This is a genomic window from Mycobacterium neglectum, from assembly GCF_002591975.1.
GTDB classification, from domain to species: Bacteria; Actinomycetota; Actinomycetes; order Mycobacteriales; family Mycobacteriaceae; genus Mycobacterium; species Mycobacterium neglectum.
On the sequence record NZ_NVQE01000015.1, the window covers coordinates 38,767 to 64,778 of the forward strand.

The 26,012-nt window shown below is 65.2% G+C and carries 24 protein-coding genes and 1 pseudogene; 18 read left to right on the forward strand and 7 right to left on the reverse strand.

The window, feature by feature from the left end; genetic code table 11:
• Positions 1 to 60: 60 nt before the first annotated feature.
• The 4 genes from CSQ99_RS13900 to CSQ99_RS13915 all read left to right on the forward strand — a co-directional run bounded on the left by CSQ99_RS13900 (position 61) and on the right by CSQ99_RS13915 (position 2,387).
• Positions 61 to 675: a TetR/AcrR family transcriptional regulator gene (locus tag CSQ99_RS13900; RefSeq protein WP_245908903.1), complete on the forward strand. Its 615-nt coding sequence runs from the start codon at positions 61 to 63 to the stop codon at positions 673 to 675.
• Between the two features lie 2 nt (positions 676 to 677).
• Positions 678 to 1,106, forward strand: a complete 429-nt coding sequence (locus CSQ99_RS13905; protein WP_245908907.1) for a hypothetical protein — start codon at positions 678 to 680, stop codon at positions 1,104 to 1,106.
• 67 nt (positions 1,107 to 1,173) lie between these two features.
• Positions 1,174 to 1,932, forward strand: a complete 759-nt coding sequence (locus tag CSQ99_RS13910; protein WP_099039621.1) for a YebC/PmpR family DNA-binding transcriptional regulator — start codon at positions 1,174 to 1,176, stop codon at positions 1,930 to 1,932.
• Positions 1,933 to 1,952: 20 nt separating this feature from the next.
• On the forward strand, positions 1,953 to 2,387 hold the full coding sequence (locus tag CSQ99_RS13915; protein ID WP_099039622.1) for an ester cyclase: 435 nt from the start codon (positions 1,953 to 1,955) through the stop codon (positions 2,385 to 2,387).
• Here the strand turns inward: CSQ99_RS13915 and CSQ99_RS13920 are convergent.
• Positions 2,377 to 3,204, reverse strand: a complete 828-nt coding sequence (locus CSQ99_RS13920; RefSeq protein ID WP_099039623.1) for an alpha/beta fold hydrolase — start codon at positions 3,202 to 3,204, stop codon at positions 2,377 to 2,379. The two genes, CSQ99_RS13915 and CSQ99_RS13920, sit on opposite strands and share 11 nt — an antisense overlap.
• 66 nt (positions 3,205 to 3,270) lie before the next feature.
• Here CSQ99_RS13920 and CSQ99_RS13925 point away from each other — a divergent pair, with 66 nt between their 5' ends.
• Positions 3,271 to 3,888: a TetR/AcrR family transcriptional regulator gene (locus tag CSQ99_RS13925; protein ID WP_099039624.1), complete on the forward strand. Its 618-nt coding sequence runs from the start codon at positions 3,271 to 3,273 to the stop codon at positions 3,886 to 3,888.
• On the opposite strand, the gene CSQ99_RS13930 is transcribed toward CSQ99_RS13925, so the two are convergent.
• On the reverse strand, positions 3,849 to 5,072 hold the full coding sequence (locus CSQ99_RS13930; RefSeq protein ID WP_099039625.1) for a mechanosensitive ion channel family protein: 1,224 nt from the start codon (positions 5,070 to 5,072) through the stop codon (positions 3,849 to 3,851). The two genes, CSQ99_RS13925 and CSQ99_RS13930, sit on opposite strands and share 40 nt — an antisense overlap.
• Positions 5,073 to 5,370: 298 nt before the next feature.
• On the opposite strand from CSQ99_RS13930, the gene ruvC reads away from it, so the two are divergent.
• From ruvC to CSQ99_RS13950, 4 genes are read left to right on the forward strand one after another with little or no spacing between them, the layout of a single operon-like run.
• Positions 5,371 to 5,937, forward strand: a complete 567-nt coding sequence (gene ruvC / locus CSQ99_RS13935) for a crossover junction endodeoxyribonuclease RuvC (RefSeq protein ID WP_099039626.1) — start codon at positions 5,371 to 5,373, stop codon at positions 5,935 to 5,937.
• A complete protein-coding gene (gene ruvA, locus CSQ99_RS13940) occupies positions 5,934 to 6,521 on the forward strand; it encodes a Holliday junction branch migration protein RuvA (protein WP_099039627.1) in 588 nt (195 codons plus the stop codon). The genes ruvC and ruvA overlap by 4 nt, the downstream gene beginning before the upstream one ends.
• Entirely contained in the window at positions 6,518 to 7,588 is a 1,071-nt protein-coding gene (ruvB, locus tag CSQ99_RS13945) for a Holliday junction branch migration DNA helicase RuvB (protein ID WP_099039628.1), read from the forward strand. Before ruvA ends, ruvB begins: the two co-directional genes overlap by 4 nt.
• A 26-nt stretch (positions 7,589 to 7,614) precedes the next feature.
• The gene (locus tag CSQ99_RS13950) at positions 7,615 to 8,001 is read left to right on the forward strand and encodes a DUF1304 domain-containing protein (protein ID WP_099039629.1); all 387 of its coding nucleotides are present in this window, start codon (positions 7,615 to 7,617) and stop codon (positions 7,999 to 8,001) included.
• A gap of 25 nt (positions 8,002 to 8,026) precedes the next feature.
• On the opposite strand, the gene car is transcribed toward CSQ99_RS13950, so the two are convergent.
• Positions 8,027 to 11,524, reverse strand: a complete 3,498-nt coding sequence (gene car / locus CSQ99_RS13955) for a carboxylic acid reductase (protein WP_099039630.1) — start codon at positions 11,522 to 11,524, stop codon at positions 8,027 to 8,029.
• A 238-nt stretch (positions 11,525 to 11,762) separates the two neighbouring features.
• Between car and CSQ99_RS13960 the strand changes: the two genes are divergently transcribed.
• Together CSQ99_RS13960 and CSQ99_RS13965 are read left to right on the forward strand one after the other, a co-directional pair.
• Positions 11,763 to 12,398, forward strand: coding sequence for a hypothetical protein (locus tag CSQ99_RS13960; RefSeq protein WP_099039631.1), 636 nt, complete (start codon positions 11,763 to 11,765; stop codon positions 12,396 to 12,398).
• 126 nt (positions 12,399 to 12,524) lie between these two features.
• Positions 12,525 to 12,809: a cytochrome P450 family protein gene (locus tag CSQ99_RS13965; protein WP_099039632.1), complete on the forward strand. Its 285-nt coding sequence runs from the start codon at positions 12,525 to 12,527 to the stop codon at positions 12,807 to 12,809.
• On the opposite strand, the gene CSQ99_RS13970 is transcribed toward CSQ99_RS13965, so the two are convergent.
• Complete coding sequence (locus CSQ99_RS13970) at positions 12,806 to 13,270, reverse strand: MarR family winged helix-turn-helix transcriptional regulator (RefSeq protein ID WP_099039633.1); 465 nt, start codon at positions 13,268 to 13,270, stop codon at positions 12,806 to 12,808. The genes CSQ99_RS13965 and CSQ99_RS13970 overlap by 4 nt on opposite strands.
• Before the next feature lie 58 nt (positions 13,271 to 13,328).
• Here CSQ99_RS13970 and CSQ99_RS13975 point away from each other — a divergent pair, with 58 nt between their 5' ends.
• Positions 13,329 to 14,165 (forward strand): alpha/beta fold hydrolase, encoded by an 837-nt coding sequence (locus CSQ99_RS13975; RefSeq protein ID WP_099039705.1) that lies wholly within the window; start codon positions 13,329 to 13,331, stop codon positions 14,163 to 14,165.
• Between the two features lie 168 nt (positions 14,166 to 14,333).
• Here the strand turns inward: CSQ99_RS13975 and CSQ99_RS13980 are convergent, their stop codons facing one another.
• From CSQ99_RS13980 to CSQ99_RS13990, 3 genes and pseudogenes are all read right to left on the reverse strand, one after another.
• Entirely contained in the window at positions 14,334 to 15,707 is a 1,374-nt protein-coding gene (locus CSQ99_RS13980) for a gamma-aminobutyraldehyde dehydrogenase (RefSeq protein ID WP_245908908.1), read from the reverse strand.
• A gap of 86 nt (positions 15,708 to 15,793) precedes the next feature.
• Positions 15,794 to 17,134 carry a 4-aminobutyrate--2-oxoglutarate transaminase gene (gabT, locus tag CSQ99_RS13985; RefSeq protein ID WP_099039634.1) on the reverse strand — a complete coding sequence of 447 codons (1,341 nt, stop codon included), beginning with the start codon at positions 17,132 to 17,134 and terminating at the stop codon, positions 15,794 to 15,796.
• Between the two features lie 148 nt (positions 17,135 to 17,282).
• A pseudogene (locus tag CSQ99_RS13990) lies at positions 17,283 to 17,694 on the reverse strand (VOC family protein).
• A 140-nt stretch (positions 17,695 to 17,834) separates the two neighbouring features.
• On the opposite strand from CSQ99_RS13990, the gene yajC reads away from it, so the two are divergent.
• From yajC to CSQ99_RS14020, 6 genes are all read left to right on the forward strand, one after another.
• The gene (gene yajC / locus CSQ99_RS13995) at positions 17,835 to 18,188 is read left to right on the forward strand and encodes a preprotein translocase subunit YajC (protein ID WP_099039635.1); all 354 of its coding nucleotides are present in this window, start codon (positions 17,835 to 17,837) and stop codon (positions 18,186 to 18,188) included.
• A gap of 72 nt (positions 18,189 to 18,260) precedes the next feature.
• Positions 18,261 to 20,084: a protein translocase subunit SecD gene (secD, locus tag CSQ99_RS14000; protein ID WP_099039636.1), complete on the forward strand. Its 1,824-nt coding sequence runs from the start codon at positions 18,261 to 18,263 to the stop codon at positions 20,082 to 20,084.
• Between the two features lie 4 nt (positions 20,085 to 20,088).
• Entirely contained in the window at positions 20,089 to 21,366 is a 1,278-nt protein-coding gene (gene secF, locus CSQ99_RS14005) for a protein translocase subunit SecF (RefSeq protein WP_099039637.1), read from the forward strand.
• A gap of 53 nt (positions 21,367 to 21,419) precedes the next feature.
• Entirely contained in the window at positions 21,420 to 23,069 is a 1,650-nt protein-coding gene (locus tag CSQ99_RS14010; RefSeq protein WP_099039638.1) for an ABC transporter substrate-binding protein, read from the forward strand.
• The gene (locus tag CSQ99_RS14015; protein WP_099039639.1) at positions 23,024 to 23,596 is read left to right on the forward strand and encodes an adenine phosphoribosyltransferase; all 573 of its coding nucleotides are present in this window, start codon (positions 23,024 to 23,026) and stop codon (positions 23,594 to 23,596) included. The genes CSQ99_RS14010 and CSQ99_RS14015 overlap by 46 nt, the downstream gene beginning before the upstream one ends.
• 40 nt (positions 23,597 to 23,636) lie before the next feature.
• A complete protein-coding gene (locus CSQ99_RS14020) occupies positions 23,637 to 26,012 on the forward strand; it encodes a RelA/SpoT family protein (RefSeq protein ID WP_099039707.1) in 2,376 nt (791 codons plus the stop codon).

Here is a 26,012-nt window from a genome sequence, read left to right on the forward strand (position 1 = left end):
TTTCACGCTACGTTGAAACTAGTCTCAACGCAACGTGAAACTTTTGATAGGCTGTCGATCGTGCCGAAGAACCCAGCCCCCGGCCCCCGCGACGAACGGGGAGTGCTGTCGGGGCGCATCCTGTCGGCCGCGCGCGACGAATTCGCCAAGCACGGCTGGGCGGGCACCACGATGCGGGCCGTCGCGCGAGCAGCCGACGTCGACCCGGCGCTTGTCTATCACTACTTCGGGTCCAAGGAGGCACTGCTCGACGCGGCGACGAACCCGCCGCAACGCTGGCTGGACGGTGTCGCCCGTACGTGGGCCACGCCGGTGGACCAGCTGGGTGCCGCGTTGTTGCGGCTGATGCTCGGGGCGTGGGCCGACGAGGAGATCGGCCCCGTACTGCGCGCGGTTCTGCTCACCGCGGCACATGACGAGGCGACGCGCGAGAAGCTGCGCAGAGTCGTCGAGGGCAGCCTTATGGGGGTATCCCAACTCGGCGTCGACGACAAGGACCGACTGGTGCGCAGCGGCCTGATCTCCTCGCAGATCATGGGCTTGGCGATGATGCGATTTGTCTGGAAGATCGAACCCGTCGGATCCATGACCGACGACCAGCTCGTCGACGCCATCGCGCCGAATCTGCAGCACTACATCCAGGGCGACCTCAAATCACGCACAATTCAGACGTGACGATGGTCGAGGTCGAGCCGCAACCGCGCATCGACACGCTCGTCCGTCTGCCCAACGGAAAAGAGGCGAGGCGCACCGAATACGCCGGCACCGCGTGGTTCGACGGCAAGCCGCAGGCGGCCGGGCTGATGCTGCGCCGAGCGGCGAACGCGCCACGCGGTATCCGGACGCCGAACTTCTCGACGTCATTCTTTCTGCCCGACAGCCTGGCGTATGACCGGACTGTGCTCGGTGAGCCGACACTGTCGGTCTCGGTGGTGCTCCGGGCGGCGGGTGAGACCAGCGCGATCACGGAGGCCGCCGCCACTTTCACCGATGACCCGTCCGGTGCGCCGACGTGGATTCAGGTCCATCTTCAGGGGCACCTCGGCTGGCCGGCAGGCATCGGCTACCGGATTGTCGCGCTTACGCCTCCCGGCGCCGTTCGATAGGGCGCAAACGCCCCCGTAGACTCGTCGATCGAACGTTGCACGACTTTAGGAAGCGGGTAGTACACGCATGAGCGGCCATTCCAAGTGGGCGACCACAAAGCACAAGAAGGCCGTCATTGACGCACGCCGCGGCAAGAACTTCGCGAAGCTGATCAAGAACGTCGAAGTGGCCGCGCGGGTCGGCGGCGGCGACCCCGCCGGTAACCCGACGCTCTACGACGCGATCCAGAAGGCGAAGAAGTCCTCGGTACCCAACGACAACATCGAGCGGGCCCGTAAGCGCGGCGCCGGTGAAGAAGCCGGTGGCGCCGATTACCAGAACATCACCTACGAGGGCTACGGACCCAACGGTGTCGCGGTGTTGGTTGAATGCCTCACCGACAACCGCAACCGCGCCGCGGGCGAGGTGCGCGTCGCGATGACCCGCAACGGCGGCAACATGGCCGATCCGGGTTCGGTCGCCTATCTGTTCTCCCGCAAGGGACTGGTCACCCTCGAGAAGAACGGTCTGACCGAGGACGATGTACTCACCGCGGTGCTGGAAGCCGGTGCCGAGGAGATCAACGATCTCGACGACAGCTTCGAGATCATTTGCGAGCCAACTGATCTCATTGCTGTGCGTACTGCCCTGCAGGATGCGGGCATCGACTACGAGTCCGCAGAGGCCAGTTTTCAATCTTCGGTGACCGTGCCGGTCGACCTCGACGGCGCACGCAAGGTGCTCAAGCTGGTCGACGCACTCGAGGACAGCGACGATGTGCAGGACGTCTATACCAACATGGACATCCCCGACGACGTCGCGGCTCAACTGGACGACGAGGAATAGCGCGACCCGAGGAGCGTCAACTGTCCACGGCCGAGGAAACCCGGAACACCGCGGCGTTCAAGCGCTTCCATGACGCGGTGAACGCGGGCGACGTCAAACTCCTCGCACGGACCATCGACGAATTCGTCCTGCCGGAGGCGGAGATCCGCACCCCGTTGCCGATCAGCGCGACAGGCGCAGAAAAACTTAAGCAGGTGTGGTCGATGCTCTTCGCGGTCTATCCCGATCTCCATGTCGCCGTGGACGATCTGATCGCGGCGGGCGACAAGATCGTCGTCAGGAACACCGTCACCGGTACACACCGCGGGGAGATGATGGGCACGCCGCCCACCGGTAAAGCGGTGACGTACAACGAGATCTTCATCTTCCGCTTTGTCGACGGCCGCGTCGCCGAGACGTGGGGTGTGGTTGACGTCTTGACGCAGATGCGACAGATCGGCGCGCTCAGCGCCTGAGGAACTCGCCGATCGCCCGTGCGGTCTCCTCTGGTTGATCGAGCATGATCAGCACCTTGGCGTCGTCCACGTAACGCAATGTGCCGCCGGTCAATTGGGTCAGAGCCTCGGCGTGCGCGACGGGCATCACGCGGTTGCGGCTCCACAGCACCAGCACGTCACCCGAGAACTCCGCAAGCCGGTTGGTAGCGCGCACGAGATTGGGCTTGTCGATCTTGGTACGCGCATACTTCAGCAGGTCACGACGGATCCGTACGTCGGCGATACCGGGATCCGTCCATGCCTCAACGATGTCCTGGGGGATGGGTCTGGCGGCCATCATTCCGAACAGGAAGAACCGTTCGCGCAGCCAGCCGATCCGCAGCTGCTGCATCGCCATCTTCACGGTGCCCGTGGTGCGGGTGCCCAACCACGTGACCTTGCCGGGGAACCCCGGCGGGAAGTTGTCGAATGCCTCCGACGGGCAGATCACCAGTCGCGCAACGCGTTTGTCGCGACCGACGTCGGTGAGAAGGAGCGGACCGCCCCAGTCGGTCACGACGAGCGTGACGTCGGTGAGGTCCAATGCGTCGAGAAAATCGGCGACCACGTCGACCATGCCGGGCATCGTGAGGTCAGCGTCGTCGCGCATCGGGACGCGATGCCCGCCGATCGGCAGTACCGGAAGCAGGTAGCGAAACCCCTTCGGCAGGTGGGGTAGTGCGAGGTTCCACTGGGTGTCGTTCATCAGCAGGCCGTGCAGTAGCACCACCGGTGGGCCGTCGGGGTCGCCCTCCTGGCGGTATTCGATGGTTCCTGCAGAAACGACAATTTCCATCTCTATTCCCCTAATTAGAATGGTGATTCTAGAACGTATGCTCTAGTCTCTCTGCAGGAGGCGACAATGGCAAGATCCACGCGGGAATCGATCCTCACCGCGACAGCCGAGTTGATGCGGCATCGCGGCTATGCGGCGGTCGGGATGAAGGACATCGCCACGGCGTCAGGCGCCCCGATCGGGTCGCTGTACCACCACTTTCGCGGCGGCAAGGTCGAGATCGCACGCGAGGCGCTGATCAACGCGGGGGCCGCCTATGGGCTGCTCATTCCGACGCTCATCGATGCCTACACCGACCTCGGCGTCGCGATCGAGGGCGTCTTTGCGCAGGCCGCCGAGGACATGGCAGGCACCGGATTCGCGAACATGTGCCCGGTCGCCAGCGTTGCCGCCGAAGTCGCCGACACCGTCGAAGAACTCCGCGACACCTCGGCCGTGGTGTTCCGTGGCTGGATCGACGGTGGCGCTGCCTACTTCGCGGCACGGGGACTCGATCCGCAGCGGGCCCGCGAGATCACGTTGGCGCTGGTCGGTGCGCTCGAGGGTGCGTTCGTGCTGGCGCGCACCCTGCGTGATACCGAGCCGCTGCTGGCCGCAGGCGCGGCGTTGGCCCCTCAGTACCGTGGTGTGGGGCTCTCGCCCGCTCAACCCCTACCGTTTGATCGGGCCAGTTCGTCGTCGTAGCTGGCATTCTCGTCGAAGGCCCGTGCGCGTTCTTCTGCCTCGGGGCTGCCGGAAAACATGCCTGATGCGACCCGCTTGGTCTCGCCCATCGTCTCGCGGCGCGGCGCGGGTTCAGAGGCGGTCTCGTAAGCCTCGAAGCGCTGCAGCGGAAGCGCACGACGGTGTTGCACCCAGTCGACCAGGCCCTCGCGCACATCGCACCGTAGGTCGAACAACGCGCCTGCGTTCGGGGCGCTGACGACGATCCGCACCCGGACCACCCCGCCGACGGCATCGGTCACCTGGAGGACGCCGCGGCGGCCGTCCCACAACTCGCTGAGGGCGAGCAGTCGGTCCAGTTCGGCCCGCATGTCGTTCAGCGGGACGGAAAAGTCGACGTCGAACTCGACGGTACCCATGATCTCGGTGGCGCTACGGGTCCAGTTCTCGAACGGTTCGGTGGTGAAGTAAGTGGTCGGCAGCACCAACCTGCGCTCGTCCCACAGGCGCACGACGACGTAGCTCAGGGTGATCTCTTCGACACGGCCCCACCATTGGCCGTTCTCGAGTTGCACCACGTCACCGACGCGGATAGCGCCGGAAAACGCGATCTGCATACCTGCGAACACCGCACCGAGCGAGGTCTGCGCGGCGAGGCCTGCGACCACGGACAGCACACCGGCGGACGCGAACACCGTCGTTCCGATGTCGGAGAACGACGGGAAGGTCATCAGGATTGCGGCGCCGCCGAAGATGACGACAACGGCGGTGGCCAGCCTGCGCAGGACGGTGACCTGTGTCCGGACCCGCCGCCACCGGCGGTCGGCATCGGAGATCTCTTCGCCGCCGCCGCCGAAGCGGGCGATCATTCGCCTCTCCGCGACCTGGACAAGGCTGGTGAGCAGCCAGGTCAGTCCCACGATCAGCAGGATCAGCAGCGAGTGATCGAACATCCGGCGCCAGGTATCGGCCGGATCCGACGTCCGCTGCACGGCGATGGTCGCGGCGACGACCATCAGGGTCGCCCGCACCGGCATGCGCGTCAGCTCGGCGACGTCGCAGAGCATGGCGCTCCGGCGGCCGATGCGGCCCAGCGCCCAGGTCAGAACCACTCCCAGCAGAAACGCGGCCGTCATGGCGCCTGCGGCCCACGCCAAGGTGACGGCGAGGTTTGTTGCGGTTTCCAGTTCGTTCTCGTCGGGCATTGGGTGAGATCAGCTCCACTGAGTCGGGGTCGGGTCTCTTCGCGACGGTAGCGCCGCTCACTCGCGTCGTCACATCGACGCAATGCGCTATGCGGCCTCAATCGAGCGGAATACCCTCTACCGCGCGCAACATAATCATCGTGGCAGTTCTCACAGATCCCACCGGCACGGTCTGGTCGATCAACCGCTGGATTCGACCGACACGCAGCCCTGTCATGGGGGCGTGTCGAGCCGCTGAGGTGTCCCTTGTCGGCGTTAAGCTCCTTCGAACAGGTGTTCACAGACAAGGAGCTGACCCGTGCGGGTGATGGGTGTCGATCCCGGGTTGACGCGGTGCGGGTTGTCCGTCATCGAGGGCGGCACGGGGCGACGGGTCATTGCGCTGGACGTGGACGTCGTCCGCACCCCGTCCGACGAGCCCCTGCATCGTCGGCTACTGACCATCAGCGACGCCGTCGAGTACTGGATGGACACCCACCGCCCCGATGTCATCGCGATCGAGCGGGTGTTCGCCAACCAGAACGCGAACACGGCGATGGGCACTGCGCAGGCCGGCGGTGTCATCGCACTCGCGGCTGCCAAACGCGGCATCGACGTCCATTTCCACACACCCAGCGAGGTCAAGGCCGCCGTCACCGGCAACGGTCGGGCAGACAAGGCGCAGGTCACCGCGATGGTGACGAGAATCCTTGCGCTGCAGACAAAACCGACACCCGCCGACGCGGCCGACGCGCTTGCGCTGGCGATCTGCCACTGCTGGCGCGCCCCGATGATCGCACGTATGGCGGCAGCCGAGGCCTTGGCCGCCGAGCAGCAACGCAAGTACAAGGCCACGATCAAGGCGAAAGCGAAGGCGGCACGATGATCGCATCCGTTCGCGGCGAGGTCATCGACGTCGCCCTTGACCACGTCGTCATCGAGGCGGCAGGTGTCGGATACAAGGTCATGGCGACCCCGACCACGCTGGCGACACTGCACCGCGGCGGCGAGGTCCGGCTGATCACCGCGATGATCGTGCGCGAGGAGTCGATGACGCTGTACGGCTTTTCGGACGCCGATGCGCGCAACCTCTTCCTGACGCTGCTCGGGGTGTCGGGCATCGGGCCGAGCATCGCGCTTGGCGCGTTGGCGATGTACGACGGGCCCACCCTTCGGCGGGCGATCGCCGAGGGTGACATCACCGCGCTGACCCGCATTCCGAAGGTTGGCAAGAAGACCGCCGAGCTGATGGCCCTGAGCCTGCGCGACAAGATGGGCGCAATCACACCCTCCGGTGCCGCCGTGATGAATGGACATGCCGTCCGCGGGCCTGTCGTGGAAGCGCTTGTCGGCCTTGGCTTTGCGCTCAAGCAGGCCGAAGAGGCCACCGATAAGGTGCTTGCCAACGACCCGGAGGCCAACACCACCGCCGCGCTGCGCTTGGCGCTGTCGATGCTGGGCAAAAAGTGACCGGTCGATTCGAGGACACGGAATCCGAAGACACCTCCGACAGGGAGGTGTCGGCCGCGCTGACGGTCGGCGAGGGAGACATCGACGCCAGCCTGCGGCCGCGGTCGCTAGGGGAGTTCATCGGCCAGCCCCGCGTCCGCGAGCAGCTGCAGCTGGTTCTCGAGGGCGCCAAGAACCGCGGCGGCACACCGGACCACATCCTGCTCTCCGGCCCGCCGGGCCTTGGCAAGACCTCGCTGGCGATGATCATCGCGGCCGAGTTGGGCACCTCGCTGCGGGTCACCTCCGGGCCGGCACTCGAACGCGCCGGTGACCTTGCGGCGATGCTGTCGAACCTCGTCGAGCACGACGTGCTGTTCATCGACGAGATCCATCGCATCGCCAGGCCCGCCGAAGAGATGCTCTACCTCGCGATGGAGGACTTCCGCGTCGACGTCGTCGTGGGCAAGGGCCCGGGTGCCACATCAATCCCGCTCGAGGTCGCGCCATTCACGCTTGTCGGTGCCACCACCCGCTCCGGTGCGCTGACGGGGCCGTTGCGCGACAGGTTCGGCTTCACCGCTCACATGGACTTCTACGATCCGGCAGAACTGGAGCGGGTACTGACCCGCTCGGCGGGCATCCTCGGTATCGAGCTACAGGGCGACGCCGGGACCGAAGTCGCCCGACGCTCACGTGGCACGCCCCGTATCGCGAACCGGCTGCTGCGGCGGGTTCGCGACTTCGCCGAGGTGCGTGCCGACGGCGTCATCACCCGCGACATCGCCAAGTCCGCGCTGGCGGTATACGACGTCGACGAACTGGGGTTGGATCGGCTCGATCGCGCCGTATTGTCGGCGCTGACACGCAGTTTCGGTGGCGGCCCGGTCGGGGTGTCAACGCTGGCGGTGGCGGTCGGTGAGGAAGCCACCACGGTCGAAGAGGTTTGCGAGCCGTTCTTGGTGCGTGCCGGGATGATCGCCCGCACGCCGCGCGGACGCGTCGCCACCGCACAAGCCTGGACCCACCTCGGAATGACGCCGCCCGCCGGGGCCGCTGGATTCGGGCAGCCCGGCCTGTTCGAATAGTTCGAGTCGAAAGCGTAGGTGCCTGAATGATTTACGCAGGGTTGATTGTGGCCGCTCTCGCGGCGCTGCTGCACGTATACATCTGGGTGATGGAATCTTTGACCTGGACATCGCCCCGGACCATGGCGACGTTCGGGACCACTGAGGAACAGGCACTCGCTACCAAGGAGCTCGCCTTCAATCAGGGCTTCTACAACCTGTTTCTGGCAGTGGTGACCTTCGTGGGCATTGTCTTTTACGGGTTCGAGCACGTCGGCGTCGGGCTCGCACTCATCTTCGCTGGCACTGGCTCCATGCTCGCCGCCGCGCTGGTGCTCCTGGTGTCTTCGCCCGACAAGGCGCGGGCGGCGATCACTCAGGGCATTCTGCCGTTGATCGCGGTCGTCCTGTTCGGCATCGAGCTGGCGACGTAGCGTCGCCAGCTCGATGCCGTACGTCCTACAGCAGACCGATCAGTTGCAGGTCGGTGATGTACTTCACGATGATGTCAGCCGTGATATGCGGGATGTCTTTATCCGGCCCGACTTTCGCTTCCTGCACCGCGGCGCGGAATCGCTCGGTCGAGGCGAACGAACCGAGAAGCGGCTTGGCGGGCTGCGCGTAGCTGTGCAGCAGCGGCAACAGCGAAGCCTGTCGCTGCTTGTCCGGAAGGGCCCGCATGCTCGTCTCGAACCGCTGCAGCCACGTGCCGTAGTCCGCGACGCGGTCGATCCGGTATCCGGCGCCGACGAGCCAGTCGACGTACTGGTCGAGCCCGATCCCGTCGTCGTGGGGGTTCATCACGTGGTATGTCTCGAATCCGTGCGTCTGGTACCCGCTGAGGGTGGAGATCGCGTCGGCGATGAAATCGACTGGTAGGCCGTCATAGTGGGCCCGCTGGCGTTTGCCTGCGGCGTCCAGTTCGTAGAACGAGCCGGGTGCGATTCCAGTTGCCACCAGGCTCAGCAGGAGCCGGGTGAACATGTCGGGCACGTTGAGCTGACCGGCGTACCTGGGCTCCGCCAGGATCATGTCGCACCGGTAGACGGCCACCGGCAGACCACTGAGGTCATTGGCTTCGCGGAGTAGCACCTCGCCTGCCCACTTGCTGTTGCCGTAGCCGTTGGCGTAATTCTCGTTGACCACGCGGGTCGCGCTCATCTGACGCACGTCGGTGTCCTCGACGAATGCCGAGGGTTCGATCTGATCGCCGACACCGACTGTCGACAGATAGATGAACGGCTTCAACTTCGTGGTGAGCGCCAGCCGGATCAGCTCGGCGGTACCGACCACGTTGGGTCCGAACAGCTGCTCGTACGGCAGGACGTGGTTCACGAGTGCGGCGGGATCGACGATCAGGTCGACAGTGCCGGCCAGCCGCCGCCAGGTCGTGTCATCGAGTCCGAGACCCGATTCGCCCTTGTCTCCGGCGAGCACCTCCAAATGCTCTGCGGCCAACTGCCGGTAATGGCTGAGCAGTTGGGCGTCGCCGCTGTCGAAAGTTTCATCCAGGCGTTGCCGCGCCGCGGCGTCGTCCTTGGCGCGAACGAGACAGATCACCTTGCCGCCGACGAGATTCATCCGCTCCAGCCAATCCAGTGCCAGGTAGCGGCCGAGGAATCCGGTGGCGCCGGTCAGGAGAACGGTGCGCACCTCTTGGCTGGGGTACGGCAGTGCCGGTGCGGTCTCGAGAGTGTGCGCATCGATGAACTTGTCGAGCGTCAATTCGCGGGCGTGAATCTCGGTGGCCCCGCGGCCGTGCACGGATGCGAACGTCGGGCGTGTGCTTCCGGAACGTTCGGCTTCGATGTATTGGGCAAGTGCCGCAAGGTCGTTCGCCGGGCTGACAATCACGCCGACGGGAACGTCGACGTCGAAGACATCACGCAGCAGGTTGGCGAATGTCAACGCGGACAAGGAGTCTCCGCCCAGATCTGTGAACTGGGCGTCGGCGGGTACCTCGGAGGCCGCCCCGACAAGCAGCGCAGCCGCGGCCCGGCTGACCGTCTCCACGACCGGACGCTGGTCGGCGTTACGGCGAAGCTCCCGCAACTCGCTGGCCTGGCCTTCGGTCAGCTCTGAGTACAGCTGCTCCAGTCGGGGGCCGTAGAGCTCCTTGAGCTTCGGCCGTGCCAGCTTGCGGATGCCGGTCAGCAGACCGTTCTCCAGCGTGAACGGCGTTGTCTCGATGATGAAGTCGCGCGGGATCTCGAAGGCCTGCAGGGCGGCCGCCTTCGCGACGTCCTGCAACGAGTCGCCGATGGACCGATGCAGCTCCTCGGTGTCGCCCCGCGCTGCCACGTCGGCAACCGGCACGACCACCGCGAGGAGATACGAGCGTGCACTATTGCCGTAGATGTAGATCTGACGGACGAGCGGGCTGTTCTGGAATACCGCTTCCAGCTTTGAGGCCGTGACGAATTCGCCCTGCGAGAGCTTCAGCACGAAGTTGCGCCGATCGACGTATTGCAGGCGCTCCGGCTCGAGTTCGACGACGATATCGCCGGTTCGGTAGAAGCCGTCGGCGTCGAAAACCTCGGCGGTGACCTCGGGCCGTTTGTAGTACCCGGGGAACATGTTGGTCGTCTTGACAAGCAGCTCACCGCGGGGGTGCGGACGATCGGTGCTGAAGTAGCCCAACTCGGGTACGTCGACGAGCTTGTAGTCGAGCACCGGTGGCCTGCGCACCTGCCCGTCGGCCAACACGCCGCCGGCTTCGGTCGATCCGTAGCCGTCGACCAGGTGCATGTCGAGGAACTCCTCGACCCAATGCGTCAGTTCGGGCGAGATCGGGGCCGAGCCGGTCACCACGGCGATGTATCGGTCGCCGAGCAGTTGCGCGCGCACGTCGGCGGCGATCTCGGCCTCGGTGGCGCCATCGGCGCCCTCGGGCACCCGCCGGTTCAGCTCGCTGTGGACTTCCGCCGACAGCATTTCCCACACGCGCGGAACGAAATTCAGCTGGGTGGGCCGTACCAGCGCGAGGTCTTCCAGGAAGGTCGACAGGTCGCTCTTGGCGGCAAAGTAGGCCGTCCCGCCGTGCGCGAGGGTGCCGTAGAGACTGGCGCGCCCCATCACGTGGCTCATCGGCATGAAGTTCAGCGTGATGAACGGATCGGGGCTGTCTGCCCAGCCCCATGCCGCCGGGCGCCACATCTTGGCGGCCAGGCTGCGGGTGTAGATCGCACCCTTCGGCGCACCCGTGCTGCCGGATGTGTAGATCAGCAGGGCTATCTCGTCATCCGCGCGCTGGGCGGCAGATGCCACCGGAAGTGCCCGTCCACGCTCCTGGACTTCGGTCAACGTTTCCACGACCGTGGGGCTGTTCGCCGCCGCGAGCCGCGCACGCGCGGCGTTGTAGGCCTCGCGGTGCTCGTCGATCTCGGGCCGGAAGTCGAACACGATGAGCCGATCAGGCGTGTGGCCGGTGAGCACCAGCTCCACGGCGTCGTCGATGTAGTCGACGCTGGAGGCGAAGACCACCGGTTCGGTTTCGGTGACGATCGGCCGGAGCGCAGTGGCCGGCGCGCTGGTCTGCAGGGGCACGGACACTGCGCCGAGTGCGACGGTCGTCAGGTCGATGACCGTGTAGTCGACGCTGGTGAAGCCGAGGATGCAGATGCGATCGCCCGGATGCACATCGGACAATGCATTCGTGAGGGCGCCTACGCGGCTCCACACCTCGCCGTAGCTGAAGGTTTCGAATCGGGGGAGAACCTCCGCCGTCGTGCGGCCGGTCTGGGGGTCGGTGACGAACTCAACGGCGCGCTGTCCGACCGCGGGGCGATCGGAGTAGCCCTCCATCACGGTGCGCACGGCCTCTGACAGTGGCAGTCCGGGCACCTCGATCGCCGTGGAAATCTCACGGTTGGGCTTGGCGTCCGCGAACTGCTGGTCGGTGAGGTACAAGCTTGCGATGCGGCGCTCGAGGCGCTCTTCGCGGGTATCAGCGGACATCGGAATTCCTTAGAAGAAAACAAAGGACTAAAGGGGAGAGGCGCTTCGTCGGGCCTATTAGCAATATCGTTAGCGAAGCTAAAGCTATTCCGTCAAGCAGCTGGTAGTTGGCTGTGAGCGGAGGGGATGGCAGGTGAAGCGGGCGCGCTGCATCCGTGGTTTTCATCACAATGTTCGACGAGACCCCGGCCGCGACGCCACGGATTACTCCGCTCGGCGTTCGGGTACTCCCGCGCGCATGACCGATACCCGAGTTCCTACCCGCGGCGGCCGTCTTCAGATGCAGCGCAGTCGCGGCGCAATGAGCGGCTTCCTGCTGATTCTGCTGGGTGCGTGGGGTGCTCTTGTGCCGTTCGTCGGACCCTATTTTGACTTCGCCTTCAGTCCGGACACGGCGTGGGCATGGACCGAGGCGCGCGGGTGGCTCCAGGTGCTGCCGGGCGCGGTCGCCGTTGTCGGTGGTCTGCTGCTACTCGTCTCGGGTAACCGCGCCACGGCGATGCTCGGCGCATGGCTCGGCGTGATCGCCGGTGCATGGTTTGTTGCCGGCCGCGCGTCGGCCGGGTTGCTTGGGATTGGCGACGCGGGCGCACCAGTGGCGGCGACGGAGAGCAAGGCCTTGGCACTCGAGTTGGCGTACTTCTATGGACTCGGCGCGCTGATGGTGTTCCTGGGTGCGGCGGCGGTTGGCCGCATTTCAGTCCGCAGCGTGCGCGACGTCGAGTATGTCGATAATCGTGTCGCAGCGGATGTGCAGCCGCAGCCCGCGTTCTCGGACACCGACGACGTCACCGAAATTCAGCCGACGGGGACCGACACGGGACGGCACCGCGGCTGGCGTGACACGTTCGGCAAACGCACAGCCGCCCACTAGTCCGTTTGGCGCACGGCCGAGTGATTTGCGCCTCGATCACGTCAGATCTACGCCCGGCGGCGGATGATCGGTAGTTGGGCTAAGCAGACAGTGGAGCCGTCCCGATCAGACTCATGAGAGGCCGACATGACCACCGCCAGTACTCGTCGGGCCACAACTGCGGCAGTGTGCGACGCGCTGGGTGTGCCCCAGAAGGATTGGCCGCTGTTCTACCGCTGGGCCGACACGCCGTTGACGCCGAACGCCGCAGACGCGCTGCACCAGTACGTCGATGTGATGATCGCCGACCGGTGCCGTCGGCCTGCCGACGATCTCATGACGAAGCTGATCGCACTCGAGGTCGACGGCGCCGAACTCACCGTCGACGACATCCGCAGCTTCGTCGCCACCTTGGTGGCCGGTCCCGACTAGCTGCGTGAGTCCTTCGGGTCGAGTTCGTCGAGGAGTCGCTGCATCGTCGCGGTCATTTGGCCGAATTTGTTCTCGCCGACGATCTTTGACCAATGACCCTCGATGTCGGCGACGCGGTCGCCGGCATCGGCCATCAGCGATTGCCCTCGCTTCGTCAGGTCGATGAGTTTGGCTCGTCCATCGGCAGGGTCTGGTCGACGGGTGAGATAGCCGAGGTCGACGAGATCGTTGACCAACTCCGATGCCGCCGCCAGGCTCAGCTGCGCCCTTTCGGCGAGTTCGGTGAGGCGAATACCACCCATTCGGATGTTTCCGAAGATCTGAAAGTGCGCTTCTCGCACGTCTCCGTATCCGGCCCCCGCACGGGGTGCGGCGAGGTCGTCGCGAAACTCGCGTAACAGCCTCACCAGCAGCTGCCCGATCGCCAGACGATCGGGCGGCAGCTCCCTTGACGGCGCCATGGGTTGTGAGGATACTACGGATACCGAAGTTTCGGATTCCGAAGTAAATGGAGACATGATGGTTGCCCAGCTCATCGCCACCGACCTCGGTGGTCTGCACGTCGAACGTATGGGTTCCGGATCCCCGGTCATGTTGTGGCACAGCCTGTTTCTCGACTCGCGATCCTGGTGCGGCCTGCAGGACGAATTGGCGCGCAACCACTGCGTGTTCGTCATCGATGGACCGTCTCACGGGCGAAGCCAGCCGGTGGGCCGCGATTTCACGTTCGACGAGTGTGCGTCAGCCGCCGAACAGGTGCTCGACGGCCTTGGTCTCGATGAGCCCGTGGACTGGGTGGGCAATGCCTGGGGAGGTCATATCGGCATCCAGTTGGCCGTGCGCCTGCCGAGCCGGATCCGGACGTTGACCACCATCGGCACGCCGGCCCACCCATTGCGTCCCGCGGAGCGCTGGACCAAGGTATGGCCGCTGGTGCAGCTCTACCGGTTCACCGGTCCGAACCCGCTGCTGCTGAAGCCGCTGTCTGATGCGCTCGTCGGGTCTGAATCGTCACACCTCGCACCCGATCTCGTGAAAACGGTGATGAGCGGGTTCATCGACGCGCCGAAGGATGCGATGTATCACGCAATGCGGTCGATGATGCTCAACCGGCCGGACATGACTGCCGACATGGCCGGGATCGCCGCACCGACACTGATCATCGCCGGTCGTGAGGACATCACTGGCTGGCGTCCCGCCGATGCGCAGGCCGTGGCGGACACCATGGTTGACGCCAAGGTGGTGGCCACCGCCGGCTCCGGCCATTCCTCGCCGCTGCTGATCGACCGTGCCCGGGTCCTGCAGTCCATCACCGAATTCTGGGCACGAACAGACCACAATCACCCGGCGAAATAGCAGATTTCAGCCGATGTTGGGCGGTGACCTGAACGCGCTTGCAGGCCGCCGTACGAGGGCCAAATTATCGCGTTTGCATCGCTATCGACGAAATGCGGACCGTGTCTCGCACTTTCGCTACAAAACGTCGAAAGCGATGAGGTGCCGGGGCGCTGTTTGGCGAAAAACCTAGCCGGTGAAGGCCATTACGTGCTTGATGCGCGTGTAGTCCTCGAGGCCGTACATCGACAGGTCCTTACCGTGGCCCGAGGACTTGTATCCGCCGTGCGGCATCTCGGCGACCAGTGGGATGTGGGTGTTGATCCACACGCAACCGAAGTCCAATGCCGCCGAAACCCGCAGCGCCCGCGATACATCCTTCGTCCACACCGATGACGCCAGGCCGTACTCGGTGCCGTTGGCCCATGCGATCGCCTCGTCCTCGTCGGAGAACGACTGCACCGTGATCACCGGGCCGAAGATCTCCTGCTGCACCAGACGGTCGTCCTGGCGAAGCCCGCCGACGACGGTTGGCGCCACATAGAACCCCTTGTCGCCCTGGCGTTCTCCACCCGCGGCCACCTTGGCGTGCGACGGCACGTCGCTGAAGAACGACAGCACCCGCTCCATCTGGTTGACGTTGTTGACGGGCGGCACCCATGCGTCTTCATCGTCGGCGGCCTTGCCGAACGTCGTCGTCGCACCGCGCGCCTGCTCGGCGAGCGCATCGGTCAGATCCGAGGCCACCTTCGCCGTCGCCAGCACTCGGGTGGCCGCAGTGCAGTCCTGGCCTGCGTTGAAGTATCCCGCCGTCGCGATTCCCTCGGCGGCGCCGGCGATGTCGCTGTCGTCGAACACGATCACCGGTGCCTTGCCGCCCAACTCCAGGTGGGTGCGCTTCAAATGTCCGCCCGCGCTCACCGCCACCGCGCGGCCCGCCGCCACCGAACCGGTGATCGACACCATCTCCGGCGTCGGATGCGCGACCACCGCGGCACCGGTGTTCCGGTCTCCGCACACGACATTGAGCACACCGGGCGGGAAGTGTTTGGCCGCCATCTCGGCGAGCATCACCGTCGTGACCGGAGTGGTGTCGCTGGGCTTGATCACCACGGTGTTGCCCGCGGCGATCGCCGGACAGAACTTCCAGATCGCCATCATCATCGGGTAATTCCACGGCGATACCTGGCCGATCACGCCGACTGGTTCACGGCGGATCCACGACGTGTGGTTCTCCATGTACTCACCGGCCGACTTACCTTCCAACACCCTTGCCGCCCCGGCGAAGAAGCGGATCTGGTCGAGCATCGGCGGAATCTCTTCGGCCGCGGTGACGTGGTTCGGCTTACCCGTATTGCGACCCTCGGCCTCCACGAGTGCCTGGGCATTCTTCTCCACCTCGTCGGCGAAATCGAGCAGCGCCTTCTGACGGTTCGACGGCGTGGTGCGCTTCCAGTCCTTGAAGGCCTTCGACGCCGCGCTGTACGCGTTGTCGATGTCGGCCTCGTTGGAGATGGGCGCGGTGGCGTACTCCTCGCCGGTGCTCGGGTCGACGAGCGGCATGGTGGCACCGCTGACTGAGTCGACGAGTTCGCCGCCGATGAAATTCTGAACTCGCACACTGCTGGCCACAGGAACCCCTTCTTCGGCTAAAGGTCTTTCAGAACAAGAGCAAGGACGTCGAGACCTTCGACAAGAAGGTCGTCGCTGATGGTCAGCGGGGGGAGGAACCGAAGCACATTTCCAAATGTGCCGCAGGACAACACGATCACCCCTGCGGCGTGGCATCCGGCGCACAGCGCTTTGGTCAGATCTGCGTCGGGCTCGGTCGTGCCGGACTTCACCAGCTCCATGGCGATCATGGCGCCGCGACCACGTACGTCACCGATCCGATCGTCCTCGGCCTGCAGCCGCCCGAGCCGATCCTTCATCAGCGCTTCGATCTGCTGCGCCCGCTCGACGAGCCCTTCGGCCTCGATGGTCTCGATGGTCGCCAGCGCCGCCGCGCACGCGACCGGATTGCCGCCGTAGGTACCACCGAGCCCACTGACGTGCGGTGCGTCCATGATCTCGGCCCTGCCGGTGACTGCGGACAACGGCATACCGTCGGCGATGCCCTTGGCGGTGACGATCAGATCGGGTTCGATGCCTTCGTGTTCGCACGCGAACATCGCCCCGGTGCGGGCGAACCCGGTCTGCACCTCGTCGGCGATGAACACCACGTTGTTCTTGCGGCACCAGTCCAGCAGCGCGGGCAGGAAGCCGTCGGCGGGCACGATGAACCCGCCCTCGCCCTGGATCGGTTCGATGATGACGGCGGCGAGGTTGTCGGCACCGACCTGCTTGTCCATCACGGTGATGGCGCGCTCGGCCGCAAGCTCTCCGTCGGTGGCCATCTCCTTGCCGAACTCCGCGTCGCGGAACGGGTATGACAGCGGCGCGCGGTAGATCTCGGGCGCGAACGGCCCGAAGCCGTGCTTGTAGGGCATCGACTTCGCGGTCAACGCCATCGTCAGGTTGGTGCGACCGTGATACGCGTGATCGAACGACACGACCGCCGGTTTGTGGGTGTAGGTCCTGGCGACCTTGATCGCGTTCTCGACCGCCTCTGAGCCCGAGTTGAACAGCGCCGACCGCTTCTCGCCGGTGCCCGGTGTCAGCCGGTTGAGTTGCTCGGCGACCGCGACGTAGCCCTCGTACGGCGTGATCATGAAACACGTGTGGGTGAACCGCGCCACCTGATCGGTAACGGCCGCGACGACGGCAGGTGACGAGTTTCCGATGGTGGTCACGGCGATGCCCGACCCAAGATCGATGAGCCGATTGCCGTCGACGTCTTCGACGATGCCGCCGAATGCCCGCGACGCGTACACCGGCATGGTGTTGCCTACCGCGCGGGAGACCGCGGCGGTTTTCCTGTCGATCAGCGCCTGCGAAAGAGGGCCGGGTATCTCGGTGGCGAGGTAGCGGCTCTGCTCGACGGTGCTCAATTCCGCCTCCTGACGAGTTGGATTCGACGCCCGACGCGTCGCGGTTCGAGCCTAGTCGGCGGCGCACCGATCGGATTGAAAACTCCGGTAGCTTCTAACGGGTTCATCGGTTGCCATGGAATGACGCAACGGATTTCGTCGCAAACGCTCAATCTCGGTCGTGATGACACACGGCTTCGAGCATCAGCCCCCATGGGTCGAGCCAGAACGTCGCGAAGTACGGCTGCGGATACTGGGGAAACACCTGCGGCCGGTGTAGGACCTGTCCGCCGAGCTGCGGGATCAGCGCTGTGACGAGTTCGTGAACGTCGTTCACCCGTGATCGGGTCCGCATCATGAACGCCAGATGCTGAAGTCCGGTCCGGTGCCGCGTGTACTGCGAGTTCTCGGCCGACGGATAGAAGAACAGATGCGTACCGGGCTTTCCGCCGGACGGTCGGTACGCGAACTCGTCCTCGGGCGGTGAAGTACTCGTCGAATCCCAGCAGCGGCATGACCGCGTCGTAGTAGGCCTTGGCCGCCCTCAGATCTTCAACGTTGATGCCGAGGTGCCCGAGCACTACAGGAAGCTAACACCTCGCCGCAGCGACGGGGGCACTCGGTGATCTGTGGCCGCAATGGCACACTGGTCACTGACGAAGCGCCTGACCTGCCGGTCTGCGCTGTGACACCGAGACCGATACGAAAGACAGCTGCTGACATGGATCTGGTCATCTTCCTGCCCCTCATCATCATCATGGGGCTCTTCATGTTCTTCGCATCGCGCCGCCAGAAGAAGGCGATGCAGGCGACCATCGATCTGCACGAGTCGCTGCAGGTCGGTGACCGCATCCACACCACATCGGGCATGGAAGCCACGATCTCCGGCCTCGGCGAAGACACCGTCGACCTGGAGATCGCTCCCGGAGTGGTCACCACCTGGATGAAGCTGGCCGTACGCGACAAGATCGGGCCGGACGTCGATGAGGACGAGGATTTCGAGGAGATCGACGACTTCGACGACCAGGAGTCGACCGCCACCGAAATCACTGAAAGTCCCAACAAGAAGGACTGAAGGCTGAGTACTCAGCCTGAGCACGTACCCTTTGCGGTGCTGACGAACTGATCTCGAGGAGACCCTAGAAACGTGGCATCGTCTTCGACGCCGGTGCACCCTGCCCGATACCTTGCGCTCTTTTTGGTATTGCTGGTCGGCGCATACCTGTTGGTGTTCCTTACGGGGGACAAGAAGCCCGACCCCAAGCTCGGCATCGATCTGCAGGGCGGCACCCGCGTAACGCTCACCGCCCGCACGCCGGACGGCTCACCTCCGACCCGTGATGCCCTCAACCAGGCGCAGACGATCATCAACGATCGTGTCAACGGGCTAGGGGTCTCCGGGTCCGAAGTCATCATCGACGGCGACAACCTCGTCATCACCGTTCCGGGTAATGAGAGCAGTGAGGCCCGCAACCTAGGCCAGACGGCACGGCTGTACATCAGGCCGGTAGTCCACGCGATGCCCTCCGCGGCGGCGCAGGGCGAGCAGCCGCAGGGCGCACCACCAGGTGCTCCGCCGGGCGCGCCGCCCGGAATTCCCGGCATGCCGCCCGGAGCAATCCCCGGGCTGCCGCCTGGTGCCGATCCCGGCGCATCGGCGCCCGCGCCGGGAAGCGTCGAGCAGCCCGCCGCGCCGCCTGCGCAGTCGCCCGCGCCGCAGCCCCGTCCCTATCCTCAGGAGCCGCCGGCCCAGCCCGCACCCGAGCCGCCCCCGACGCCTACTCCGCCGCCACCGGCGCCAGGCCAGGGGCCCGCGCCGGCCCCCGGCACGCAGACCCCGGCGCCGCCGCCCGGTGACATTCCGCTCTCACAACGCATCGCCGACGAGAAGGAGCTGCGCCAGAGCGCCGACCAGCAGATCCAGATTCTGGCACTGCAGTTCCAGGCCACCCGCTGCGGCGAGGAAGACGTATTGGCCGGCAACGATGACCCGAACCTGCCGCTCGTCACATGCTCGCAGGACGGCAACGAGGTCTATCTACTCGACAAGTCGATCATCAACGGTGAACAGATCGAGAACGCGAGCTCGGGTCTCGATCAGCAGCAGGGCCAGTACATCGTCGACGTTCAATTCAAGAGCGACGCCACCAAGATCTGGGCGGACTTCACCGCCGCGAACGTCGGCACACAGACCGCGTTCGTCCTGGACTCCCAGGTGGTCAGCGCTCCCGAGATACGCGAGCCCATTCCGGGTGGCCGTACCCAGATCAGCGGACAGTTCACCGAGCAGACGGCCCGCGAACTGGCCAACGTGCTGAAGTACGGCTCGCTACCGCTGTCCTTTGAGTCCTCGGAAGCTGAAACCGTCTCGGCCACATTGGGTTTGACATCGCTGCGGGCAGGATTGATCGCGGGTGCGGTCGGGCTCGCGCTGGTGCTGCTGTATTCGCTGCTGTACTACCGGATCTTGGGCGTCCTGATCGCGTTGTCGCTGGTCGCTTCCGGCGCAATGGTTTACGCGATCCTGGTGCTGCTGGGGAGATGGATCGGCTACACGCTCGACCTCGCCGGCATCGCGGGTCTGATCATCGGTATCGGTATGACGGCTGACTCGTTTGTGGTGTTCTTCGAGCGCATCAAGGATGAGATACGTGACGGTCGGTCGTTCCGCTCGGCCGTGCCCCGCGGTTGGAGCAGGGCGCGTAAGACGATCCTGTCTGGAAACGCAGTCACATTCCTGGCCGCTGCCGTTCTCTATATCCTGGCTGTCGGCCAGGTGAAGGGATTTGCCTTCACCTTGGGCCTGACCACCATCCTCGATGTGGTGGTGGTGTTCCTGGTGACCTGGCCGATCGTGTACATGGCGTCGAAGTCGCCGACGATGGCGAAGCCGCGCCTGAACGGTCTGGGCGCAGTGCAGCAGATCGCCCGCGAGCGCCGAGCGGCCGCACACGTGACGGGACGGGGATAGCGACATGGCCGCCAAGGACGAAGACATCGATAAAGACAAAGAAGACCTGACGTCGAAAGCCGTCGAGGCGCCCGGCCTCGAGACCGCAACGCCGCAGCACGGCTTCTTCACCCGGCTCTACACCGGCACCGGCGCGTTCGAGGTCATCGGCAAGCGCAAGCTGTGGTTCATGATCAGCGGCTTGATCGTCGCCGTGTGCCTCGCGAGCATTCTGCTGCGCGGCTTCACCTTCGGCATCGACTTCGAGGGTGGCACCAAGGTGTCGATGCCGGCGCAGGGCGCGTCCGGCACCGTAAGCGCCCAACAGGTCGAAGATGTGTTCAGCAAGTCGTTGGGCACGGATGCCGACGCGGTGGTGATCGTCGGCAGCGGCGAATCCGCCACGGTGCAGATCCGTTCGGAAACGCTGGACAACCAAGAGATCGAGACGCTGCGCACGGCACTCTTCGACGCATTCCAGCCGCGGGGACCCGACGGCCAGCCCGACAAGAACGCCATCAGCGACTCCGCGGTGTCGGAGACCTGGGGTGGGCAGATCACCGAGAAGGCACTCATCGCCCTGGTGGTGTTCCTCGCACTGGCGGCCCTCTACATCACGGTGCGATATGAGCGCTACATGGCCGTCGCCGCATTGGCGACCCTGGTGTTCGACCTCGTCGTCACCGCCGGTGTCTATTCCATCGTCGGATTCGAAGTCACACCTGCCACGGTGATCGGTCTGCTGACCATCCTCGGCTTCTCGCTTTACGACACCGTGATCGTGTTCGACAAGGTCGAGGAGAACACCGAGGGTTTCGAGCACACCACTCGCCGAACGTTCGCAGAGCACGCCAATCTCGCGGTGAACCAGACATTCATGCGGTCGATCAACACAAGTGTCATCTCGGTGCTGCCGATCGTCGCGCTGATGGTGATCGCGGTCTGGCTGCTGGGCGTCGGCACGCTGATGGACCTGGCCCTGGTGCAGTTGGTCGGTGTGATCGTCGGTACGTATTCGTCGATCTACTTCGCGACGCCGCTGCTGGTGACGCTGCGAGAACGCACCGCGCTGGTGCGCAACCACACGCGCCGAGTGATGAATCGCCGCAAGGGAAGTGCCGCGAGGGTGTCGGATTCCGAAAACGACGATTCGGCGGCGACGCCGGCCACGGCGGCAGTGTCCTCGCCGGTGACAAGCGCCACGCCGCCGCCTGACAAGCCAGCGCCCGGTGCGCGGCCCAACCGCCCGACGAACAGCCGGACCGGACGACCGTCGGGTAAGCGCGACGCCCGGCGACGGTAAGCCAGATGATCCTCCGCAAGCGGGTGGGTCCCCGGTCAGTTAGGGGAGTGGCCATGCCATGGAGTCGGCGCGCCGGTGTGCTGGCCGCCGCGCTGACGGTCGTGGCCGCCGGTCTGTCCTCGTGTTCTCGCGGCCCCGCCGACAGTATCGACTTCGCCATGGACGGCCTGCTCACGACCTACAACGTCAACACCGTGGCCGGTGCCGCATCCGGTGGTCCGCAGGCGTTCGCGCGGGTGCTCACCGGTTTCAACTACCACGGTCCCGACGGCCAGATCGTCGGCGATCACGACTTCGGCAAGATCTCGGTCGTCGGACGGGCGCCGCTGGTACTCGACTACGAAATCAACGACGCCGCTGTGTACTCCGACGGCAAGCCGATCACGTGCGACGACATGGTGCTGGCCTGGGCGTCACAATCCGGCCGTTTCCCCGGTTTCGATGCGGCCAGCCGCGCGGGTTACACCGACGTCGCGTCGGTGGAATGTGCACCAGGGCAGAAGAAGGCTCGGGTGTCGTTCGCGCAGGATCGCGCATTCGTCGACTACGGCCAGTTGTTCGCCGCCACGTCGATGATGCCGTCGCATGTGATCGCCGATGTGCTCGGCCTTCCGGACGGCGGTGTCACCACCGCCGTCAACAACAACGACGCCGCGACGGTGGACCGGATCGCCAAGGTGTGGAACACCACCTGGAATCTGACGCCGGACATCGACATCAAGAAGTTCCCGTCGTCGGGCCCCTACAAGCTGGATTCGGTAACCGATGACGGCGCCGTCGTGCTCGTCGCCAACGACAAGTGGTGGGGAGCCGCGCCCGTCACCTCGAGGATCACCGTATGGCCGCGTGGCGCAGACATCCAGGATCGCATCAACCAGGGCGCCTACGACGTGGTCGATGTCTCGGCGGGCTCATCGGGCACGCTGAACCTGCCTGACGACTACATCCGGACCGAGGCCGCGTCCGCGGGTATCGAGCAGCTCATCTTCGCGTCGCAGGGGCCGTTGTCCCAGCCGCCGGAGCGGCGCGCACTGGCCCACTGCACTCCACGAGACGTGATCGCCCGCAACGCCGCGGTGCCGATCGCCAACTCGCGTCTGAACCCCGTCACGGAGGACGCGTACAGCGCAGCCGAAAGTGCGGTCGAGGGCGGGCAGTTCAGCGTCGCCAATCCCGAAGCCGCGCGCGCCGCGGTGAACGGCCGGCCGTTGACCGTCCGTATCGGCTATCAGAGCCCCAACGCCCGGCTGGCGGCGACCGTCGGTGCGATCGCCAAGGCGTGCGCGCCGGCCGGCATCACCGTGCAGGACGTCGCGACCGACGAGACCGGCCCGCTGACGTTGCGTGACAACGAGATCGACGTCCTGCTCGCCAGCACAGGCGGTGCGGCGGGCAGCGGGTCGACCGGATCCAATTCGATGGACGCCTACGACCTGCATTCGGGGAACGGCAACAATCTGTCCCGATATACCAATGAGCGCGTCGACGGAATCATCGCGGCGATCGCGGTGACCTCCGACCCCAAGGAACTGTCGCGGCTACTCGGTGAGGGCGGATCGATCCTGTGGACTGACATGCCGACCATTCCGCTCTATCGTCAGCAGCGGACCGTGTTGACGTCGAAAGACATGTACGCGGTGAGCAGCAGTCCGACTCGATGGGGTGCGGGATGGAACATGGATCGCTGGGCGCTGGGCGGGTGAGCACCCGAGACATCGCGGCTCTCGTCGAATCCCTGCTGCGGGAGGTGCCCGACTTTCCCGAGCCGGGTATCCAGTTCAAGGATCTGACGCCGCTGCTTGCCGATGCGCACGGACTGGCCAAGGTCACCGATGCTCTCGCCGAGACCGCAGAAGGCGCCGACCTGGTGGCGGGCATCGATGCGCGCGGGTTCCTGCTGGGCGCGGCGGTCGCCTTGCGGCTCGGGATCGGTGTGCTGGCAGTCCGCAAGGGCGGCAAACTGCCTCCGCCGGTGCACAGCGAGACCTACCAGCTGGAATACGGCTCGGCCACGCTGGAGCTACCGGCCGACGGCATCGAACTGGCCGGGCGCAGGGTCGTCATCATCGACGACGTTCTCGCGACCGGTGGGACAGTCGCCGCGACGCACCGGTTGCTCCAGCACTGCGGCTCGATCGTTCCCTGTGCTGCGGTTGTGCTCGAACTCACCGCGCTGAATGGCCGCGACGTGCTCGAACCGCTGCCGGTGACGTCCCTGCTCACGATCTGAGCCGTATCCTGAAAAGTCTGAGCGATTTCAGGAGGTGACCATGGCTACGAACGGGGATGCTCCCGGCAACGGACAGGCTGTGCAGTCGCTGCCGGAAACGCATATGCCCGAGACGCAGCCTCTGGAAATCCCCAAGGCCGATACCTCGAAAGCGGCGACCAGCGCATCGCGTCGGGTGCGGGCCCGGCTGGCCCGCCGGATGACGGCACAGCGCGGCGCCCTCAACCCCGTGCTGGAACCGTTGGTCGCAGTCCACAAGCAGTTCTATCCCAAGGCCAACCTGACCTTGTTGCAGCGCGCTTACGAGGTCGCTGACGAGCGTCATGCCGATCAGTTGCGTCGCTCCGGCGATCCGTACATCACCCATCCGCTGGCCGTCGCGAACATCCTGGCCGAGCTCGAGATGGATACCACGACCCTGATCGCCGCGCTGCTGCATGACACCGTCGAGGACACCGGCTACACGCTCGAGGCGCTGACCGAGGAGTTCGGCACCGAGGTTGGCCACCTCGTTGACGGCGTGACCAAACTCGACAAGGTCGCGCTGGGCACCGCGGCCGAGGGCGAGACCATCCGCAAGATGATCCTCGCGATGGCCCGCGATCCGCGGGTACTGGTGATCAAGGTCGCCGACCGGCTGCACAACATGCGTACGATGCGTTTCCTGCCGCCGGAGAAGCAGGCGAGCAAGTCTCGTGAAACGCTGGAAGTGATTGCGCCACTGGCACATCGGCTTGGTATGGCGAGCGTCAAATGGGAGCTCGAGGATCTGTCATTCGCGATCCTGCATCCGAAGAAGTACGAGGAGATCGTGCGGCTGGTCGCCGATCGGGCACCGTCGCGCGACATCTATCTGGCCAAGGTGCGCGCCGAGATCACCTCGACGCTGAATGCGTCGAAGATCAACGCGGTGGTGGAGGGCCGACCCAAGCACTACTGGTCGATCTACCAGAAGATGATCGTCAAGGGCCGCGACTTCGACGACATTCACGACCTCGTGGGTGTGCGCATTCTGTGTGACGAGGTCCGCGACTGCTATGCGGCGGTGGGCGTGGTGCATTCGCTCTGGCAGCCGATCGCCGGACGATTCAAGGACTACATCGCCCAACCACGGTTCGGCGTATATCAGTCGCTACACACCACCGTCGTCGGTCCCGAGGGTAAGCCGCTGGAAGTCCAGATCCGCACCATCGATATGCACAAGACCGCCGAGTACGGCATCGCAGCGCACTGGCGCTACAAGGAAGCCAAGGGCCGCAACGGACTTCCGGCCAGCTACGCAGCCGCCGAGATCGACGACATGGCCTGGATGCGCCAGCTACTCGACTGGCAGCGGGAGGCCGCCGACCCGGGTGAGTTCCTCGAGTCGCTGCGCTACGACCTCGCTGTGCAAGAGATCTTCGTCTTCACCCCGAAGGGCGATCTGATCACGTTGCCCACCGGGTCCACCCCGGTGGACTTCGCATACGCCGTACACACCGAAGTCGGTCATCGCTGCATCGGCTCACGCGTCAACGGCAGGCTGGTCGCGTTGGAGCGCAAGCTCGAAAACGGCGACCAAGTAGAGGTTTTCACATCCAAGGCGCCCAACGCCGGCCCGTCGCGGGACTGGCAGACGTTCGTGGTCTCGCCGCGGGCGAAGGCGAAGATCCGCCAGTGGTTCGCCAAGGAACGACGCGAGGAGGCGCTCGAAACCGGCAAGGACTCCATCGCCCGAGAAGTACGGCGCGCTGGAATTCCGTTGCAGCGATTGATGAATGCCGAGCAGGTCGCGTCACTGGCCCGTGAGTTGCGCTACGCCGATGTGTCCGCGCTCTACACCGCGGTGGGCGAAGGTCACGTATCGGCCCGACATGTGGTGCAGCGCCTCGTTGCTCAACTCGGTGGAGACGAAGACGCCGCCGACGAGATCGCCGAGCGTTCGACACCGGCCACCATGCCGGTACGTCACCGCAGCTCCGACGACGTGGGTGTGTCCGTACCCGGTGCGCCAGGGGTGCTGTCGAAGCTCGCCAAGTGCTGCACTCCCGTTCCTGGCGACGTCATCATGGGGTTCGTCACCCGTGGCGGTGGAGTCAGCGTGCACCGCACCGACTGCACCAATGCGACGTCGCTGCAGGAGCAGTCGGAGCGGATCATCGAAGTGGAGTGGGCACCGTCGCCGTCGTCGGTCTTCCTGGTCGCCATTCAGGTGGAGGCGCTCGACCGACACCGGTTGCTGTCGGATGTGACGCGGGTGCTGGCCGATGAGAAGGTCAACATCCTCTCCGCGTCGGTCACGACGTCCGACGACCGGGTGGCAATCAGCCGGTTCACCTTCGAAATGGGCGATCCGAAGCATCTGGGCCACCTGCTCAACGTGGTGCGCAACGTCGAGGGCGTGTATGACGTCTACCGCGTGACGTCTGCCGCATGA

Excerpts from the sequence above, each read along its gene's own strand:
- CSQ99_RS13905 (WP_245908907.1), top strand. The coding sequence starts at position 678 with ATGGTCGAGGTCGAGCCGCAACCGCGCATCGACACGCTCGTCCGTCTG.
- CSQ99_RS13910 (WP_099039621.1), top strand. The coding sequence starts at position 1,174 with ATGAGCGGCCATTCCAAGTGGGCGACCACAAAGCACAAGAAGGCCGTC.
- CSQ99_RS13920 (WP_099039623.1), bottom strand. The coding sequence starts at position 3,204 with ATGGAAATTGTCGTTTCTGCAGGAACCATCGAATACCGCCAGGAGGGC.
- CSQ99_RS13925 (WP_099039624.1), top strand. The coding sequence starts at position 3,271 with ATGGCAAGATCCACGCGGGAATCGATCCTCACCGCGACAGCCGAGTTG.
- CSQ99_RS13930 (WP_099039625.1), bottom strand. The coding sequence starts at position 5,072 with ATGCCCGACGAGAACGAACTGGAAACCGCAACAAACCTCGCCGTCACC.
- ruvA (WP_099039627.1), top strand. The coding sequence starts at position 5,934 with ATGATCGCATCCGTTCGCGGCGAGGTCATCGACGTCGCCCTTGACCAC.
- CSQ99_RS13950 (WP_099039629.1), top strand. The coding sequence starts at position 7,615 with ATGATTTACGCAGGGTTGATTGTGGCCGCTCTCGCGGCGCTGCTGCAC.
- car (WP_099039630.1), bottom strand. The coding sequence starts at position 11,524 with ATGTCCGCTGATACCCGCGAAGAGCGCCTCGAGCGCCGCATCGCAAGC.
- CSQ99_RS13960 (WP_099039631.1), top strand. The coding sequence starts at position 11,763 with ATGACCGATACCCGAGTTCCTACCCGCGGCGGCCGTCTTCAGATGCAG.
- CSQ99_RS13965 (WP_099039632.1), top strand. The coding sequence starts at position 12,525 with ATGACCACCGCCAGTACTCGTCGGGCCACAACTGCGGCAGTGTGCGAC.
- CSQ99_RS13970 (WP_099039633.1), bottom strand. The coding sequence starts at position 13,270 with ATGGCGCCGTCAAGGGAGCTGCCGCCCGATCGTCTGGCGATCGGGCAG.
- CSQ99_RS13975 (WP_099039705.1), top strand. The coding sequence starts at position 13,329 with ATGGTTGCCCAGCTCATCGCCACCGACCTCGGTGGTCTGCACGTCGAA.
- CSQ99_RS13980 (WP_245908908.1), bottom strand. The coding sequence starts at position 15,707 with ATGCCGCTCGTCGACCCGAGCACCGGCGAGGAGTACGCCACCGCGCCC.
- yajC (WP_099039635.1), top strand. The coding sequence starts at position 17,835 with ATGGATCTGGTCATCTTCCTGCCCCTCATCATCATCATGGGGCTCTTC.
- secF (WP_099039637.1), top strand. The coding sequence starts at position 20,089 with ATGGCCGCCAAGGACGAAGACATCGATAAAGACAAAGAAGACCTGACG.
- CSQ99_RS14010 (WP_099039638.1), top strand. The coding sequence starts at position 21,420 with ATGCCATGGAGTCGGCGCGCCGGTGTGCTGGCCGCCGCGCTGACGGTC.
- CSQ99_RS14015 (WP_099039639.1), top strand. The coding sequence starts at position 23,024 with ATGGGGTGCGGGATGGAACATGGATCGCTGGGCGCTGGGCGGGTGAGC.
- CSQ99_RS14020 (WP_099039707.1), top strand. The coding sequence starts at position 23,637 with ATGGCTACGAACGGGGATGCTCCCGGCAACGGACAGGCTGTGCAGTCG.